This window comes from Paraburkholderia sediminicola, assembly GCF_046027825.1.
Lineage (GTDB): Bacteria > Pseudomonadota > Gammaproteobacteria > Burkholderiales > Burkholderiaceae > Paraburkholderia > Paraburkholderia sediminicola_D.
The window spans coordinates 1-4,453 of record NZ_JAQQDU010000197.1; the positions used below are offsets into that span (position 1 = coordinate 1).

Here is a 4,453-nt window from a genome sequence, read left to right on the forward strand (position 1 = left end):
AACAAGCGCCGCGCAGGCAAACAGATCAACGAAAGACCAAAAAACCCACATCAAGGAAAAAACCAAAAACCGGACCGCCCCCGGCGGCAACCCCCCGCCTGCTGTAGAATTTGACCCTCTCCCCGGCGTCGCGCGACGACGCCTCATCCCGAAGGTCATCGTCGATGCAAATTCAGGTTCACAAGGAAGTCGATGCGCGCGGGCTGATGTGCCCGCTGCCCATTTTGCGCGCCAAAAAGGCGCTCGCCGACATGGAAAGCGGTCAGATTCTCAAGGTGCTGGCCACCGATCCGGGCTCGCAGCGCGATTTCGCCGCGTTCGCGAAGCAAACCGGCAACGAAATCGTCGAAAGCTCGGCGCACGACAAGGTTTTCACGTTTTTGATGAAGCGCCGCTGAAAGGCAAACAAAAAAAGGCGCTGTGCCCGCGAATGCGGGGCACAGCGCCTTTTTTACGTCTGAACTGATGCTTATTGCGAGAGGCAAACAGCGCAGAGCGGTTCTGCGCGGCTGTCCCGTTGCTCAGCCTTCCAGCACCGGCGAACGGGTACGCAGATATTCTTCGAAATCGGCTGCTACTTCCGGGTGACGCAGGGCGAACTCGACCGTCGCCTTCAGATAACCCAGCTTGCTGCCGCAGTCGAAACGCGTGCCGTGGTACTTGTACGCCAGCACCTGCTCATCGGCGAGCAGCGACTGAATCGCGTCCGTCAACTGCAATTCGCCACCCGCGCCCGGCTTCAGCGCGCGCAGATGTTCGAAGATCCGCGGCTTCAGCACATAGCGGCCCACCACACCGAGATTCGACGGCGCCACGCTCGGGTCCGGCTTTTCGATGATGCCCGACATCTTGATGATCGAGTCTTCCCACTCCTTGCCGTCGACGATACCGTACGACTTCGTCTCCGCAGCCGGGATCTCTTCGACGCCGATCACTGAGCTGTGATAGTGGTCGAACACTTCGATCATCTGCGTCATCACCGGCGGCGTGCCGTACAGCAAGTCGTCCGCGAGGATGACGGCGAACGGGTTGTCGCCCACCAGTTTTTCCGCGCACATCACCGCATGGCCGAGACCGAGCGCTTCCGGTTGACGCACGTAGAAGCAGTCGACATGGCTCGGCTTGATGCTGCGCACCAGTTCCAGCAGCTTTTGCTTGCCGCGCGCCTCGAGTTCCGCTTCGATTTCGTATGACTTATCGAAATGGTCCTCGATCGCACGCTTGCTGCGGCCCGTGACGAAGATCATTTCGGTGATGCCGGCCGCCATTGCCTCTTCCACCGCGTACTGAATCAGCGGCTTGTCGACGATCGGCAGCATCTCCTTCGGACTCGCCTTCGTGGCAGGGAGGAACCGGGTGCCAAGACCTGCTACCGGAAATACCGCTTTCGTAACTTTTAGCATGTGAATACCCTGAGTCCTCTGGTTTAGCTTCAGGTCCGTGCCCGCCCTCGAGAAGCGGGCACGGAGCCTTCGATCAGGCTGGCAAACGAGCCAATTGGGCTTTCAGCTTGCCGATAGTGGTTTCGAATTCTGCCAGTCTTTTCTGCTCCTGCTCAACGACTGCCGGCGGCGCCTTTGCAACAAAGCTTTCATTCTGCAATTTGGCGTTGCACTTGATGACCTCCGCGCTCAGCCGCGCAATCTCCTTCGACAGACGCTCGCGCTCCACGGCTACGTCGATTTCCACCTTCAGCACGAGCTTGTCATTCCCTACGATAGCAATTGGCGCGCCATCTGCCTGCGCATCCAGGCTTGCCTCGTCGGCAATGATCTGCACCTCCGACAAACGGGCCAGTGCCTGAGCGTACGGAGCGAAGGTGGAGAGGCGCTCCGCGTTGCCGGTAGCGAGCAACGGCACCTTGACCGCCGGCGACAGATTCATCTCGCCGCGCAGATTCCGGCACGCATCGATCACTGCTTTCAGGTCGGCCGCCCATTGCTCCGCGTCTTCGTCGATCTTCGACGGCTCCGCGACGGGGTAGGGTTGCACCATGATGGACGCTTCGCCCTCGGCTTTGCCTTCAGGGTAACGAGCTGCCAACGGCGCAACTTTTTGCCACAACGCTTCGGTAATGAACGGAATGACCGGATGGGCGAGGCGCAACACCGTCTCGAGCACGCGCAGCAGCGTGCGGCGCGTTGCGCGCTGCTGGTTCGGCTGACCCGTCTGGATCTGAACCTTGGCGAGTTCGAGATACCAGTCACAGTATTCGTCCCACACGAACTTGTATAGGGCGTTGGCCACATTGTCAAAACGATAGTCGGCGAAGCCCTTGGCGATTTCCGCTTCCACGCGTTGCAGGCGCGAGACGATCCAGCGGTCGGCCGCCGAGAAATTCAGGTGGCCATCGGGGCCGCATTCGCCGCATTGCTCCGGCTTGCCGAAACCGCAATCGTGGCCTTCGCAATTCATCAGAACAAAGCGGGTGGCATTCCACAGCTTGTTGCAGAAGTTGCGATAGCCTTCGCAGCGTGCGAGGTCGAAGTTGACGTTGCGGCCAAGCGTGGCCATCGACGCCATCGTGAAACGCAGCGCGTCCGTGCCGAACGCCGGGATGCCGTCCGGGAATTCCTTGCGGGTTTTCTTTTCGATCGACGCAGCCTGCTTCGGGTTCATCAGGCCGGTGGTGCGCTTGGCAACCAGCGCGTCGAGGTCGATGCCGTCGACGATATCGATCGGGTCGAGCGTATTACCCTTGCTCTTCGACATCTTCTGGCCTTCGGCGTCGCGCACGAGGCCGTGCACGTAGACCGTGTCGAACGGCACCTTGCCTGTGAAGTGCGTGGTCATCATGACCATGCGCGCGACCCAGAAGAAGATGATGTCGAAGCCGGTGACCAGCACCGACGAGGGCATGAAGTGCTTCAACTCCGGCGTCTCGGCAGGCCAGCCGAGCGACGAGAACGGCACCAGCGCAGACGAGAACCACGTGTCGAGCACATCATCGTCGCGCTTGAGCGGGCCCGTGTAACCGGCCTCGGCGGCCTTCTCGCACGCGCCTTCTTCGGTGTTGGCGACGAAAATTTCACCGTTTTCGCCGTACCACGCCGGGATCTGATGGCCCCACCAGAGTTGGCGCGAGATACACCAGTCCTGGATGTTCTCGAGCCATTGATAGTACGTGGTGGACCAGTTTTCCGGTACGAACTTGATTTCGCCGCTGCGAACCACGTCCAGCGCCGTTTCGGCGATCGATTTGCCCGGATTGAAGGTGCCTTCCGGCGCCGGCTTGCTCATGGCGACGAACCATTGGTCCGTCAGCATGGGCTCGATCACGACGCCCGTGCGGTCGCCGCGCGGCACCATCAGCTTGTGCGGTTTGACCGATTCGAGCGCGCCGAGCGCTTCGAGGTCCATCACAACCTGCTTGCGGGCTTCGAAACGGTCCAGACCGCGGTAATTTTCCGGCGCGTTGTCGTTGATCTTCGCGTCGAGCGTGAGGATCTCGATCATCGGCAGCTTGTGGCGCAGGCCGACCTGATAGTCGTTGAAATCGTGCGCGGGCGTGACTTTGACCACGCCGGTGCCGAATTCGCGGTCGACGTAGTCGTCGGCGATGATCGGGACTTCGCGGCCGGAGAGCGGCAGCGTGACGGTTTTACCGATCAGGTGCGCATAGCGCTCGTCTTCCGGATGGACCATCACGGCCGTGTCGCCGAGCATGGTTTCCGGGCGCGTGGTGGCGACCGTCAGATGGCCGGAGCCGTCCGTGAGCGGGTACTGGATGTGCCAGAGGTGGCCGTTTTCTTCTTCGCTGACCACTTCGAGGTCGGAGACGGCGGTGAGCAGGACCGGATCCCAGTTCACGAGGCGCTTGCCGCGGTAGATCAGGCCTTGTTCATACAGGCGTACGAACACGTCGCGCACGGCGGCCGACATTTTGTCGTCCATCGTGAAATATTCGCGCGACCAGTCGATCGACGCACCCAGACGGCGCACCTGATTCGTGATGGTCGAGCCGGATTGCTGTTTCCATTCCCAGACGCGTTCGGTGAACTTTTCGCGGCCGAGGTCATGACGGGAGACGCCGGTGGCATCCAGTTGGCGTTCGACGACGATTTGCGTGGCGATGCCTGCGTGGTCCGTGCCCGGCACCCAGAGGGTGTTTTCACCGAGCATACGGTGATAGCGGGTGAGGCCGTCCATGATCGTCTGGTTGAACGCATGGCCCATGTGCAGGGTGCCCGTGACGTTCGGCGGCGGCAACTGGATCGAGAAGTCTTTCTTGTTCTCGTCGAAGGTGGGGGCCGCGTAGGCGCGCTTTTCCCATTCGGGGCCCCAGTGGGCTTCGATGGTGTGGGGCTCGAAGCTTTTGGCAAGCGTGGAGGTCGGGTCGCTCGGAGTCTCGCTCATTTGTCGGTCTGCTGGTGAATGCGAAGAATATTCGATTATAAGGGGCGATGCGGGTGGGGGGGCTGGTGGGGGTTTTTTGCCTGCTCGGCGCTTATTG

At 60.8% G+C, this 4,453-nt stretch carries 3 protein-coding genes; 1 reads left to right on the forward strand and 2 read right to left on the reverse strand.

What is annotated here, in order from left to right:
- Positions 1–170: 170 nt before the first annotated feature.
- Positions 171–398 (forward strand): sulfurtransferase TusA family protein, encoded by a 228-nt coding sequence (locus tag PQQ96_RS41685; RefSeq protein WP_025600552.1) that lies wholly within the window; start codon positions 171–173, stop codon positions 396–398.
- A 123-nt stretch (positions 399–521) separates the two neighbouring features.
- On the opposite strand, the gene galU is transcribed toward PQQ96_RS41685, so the two are convergent.
- Together galU and PQQ96_RS41695 are read right to left on the reverse strand one after the other, a co-directional pair.
- Positions 522–1,403 carry a UTP--glucose-1-phosphate uridylyltransferase GalU gene (gene galU / locus PQQ96_RS41690; protein ID WP_408303195.1) on the reverse strand — a complete coding sequence of 294 codons (882 nt, stop codon included), beginning with the start codon at positions 1,401–1,403 and terminating at the stop codon, positions 522–524.
- Between the two features lie 73 nt (positions 1,404–1,476).
- Positions 1,477–4,356, reverse strand: a complete 2,880-nt coding sequence (locus tag PQQ96_RS41695) for a valine--tRNA ligase (protein ID WP_408303197.1) — start codon at positions 4,354–4,356, stop codon at positions 1,477–1,479.
- Between the last annotated feature and the right edge of the window lie 97 nt (positions 4,357–4,453).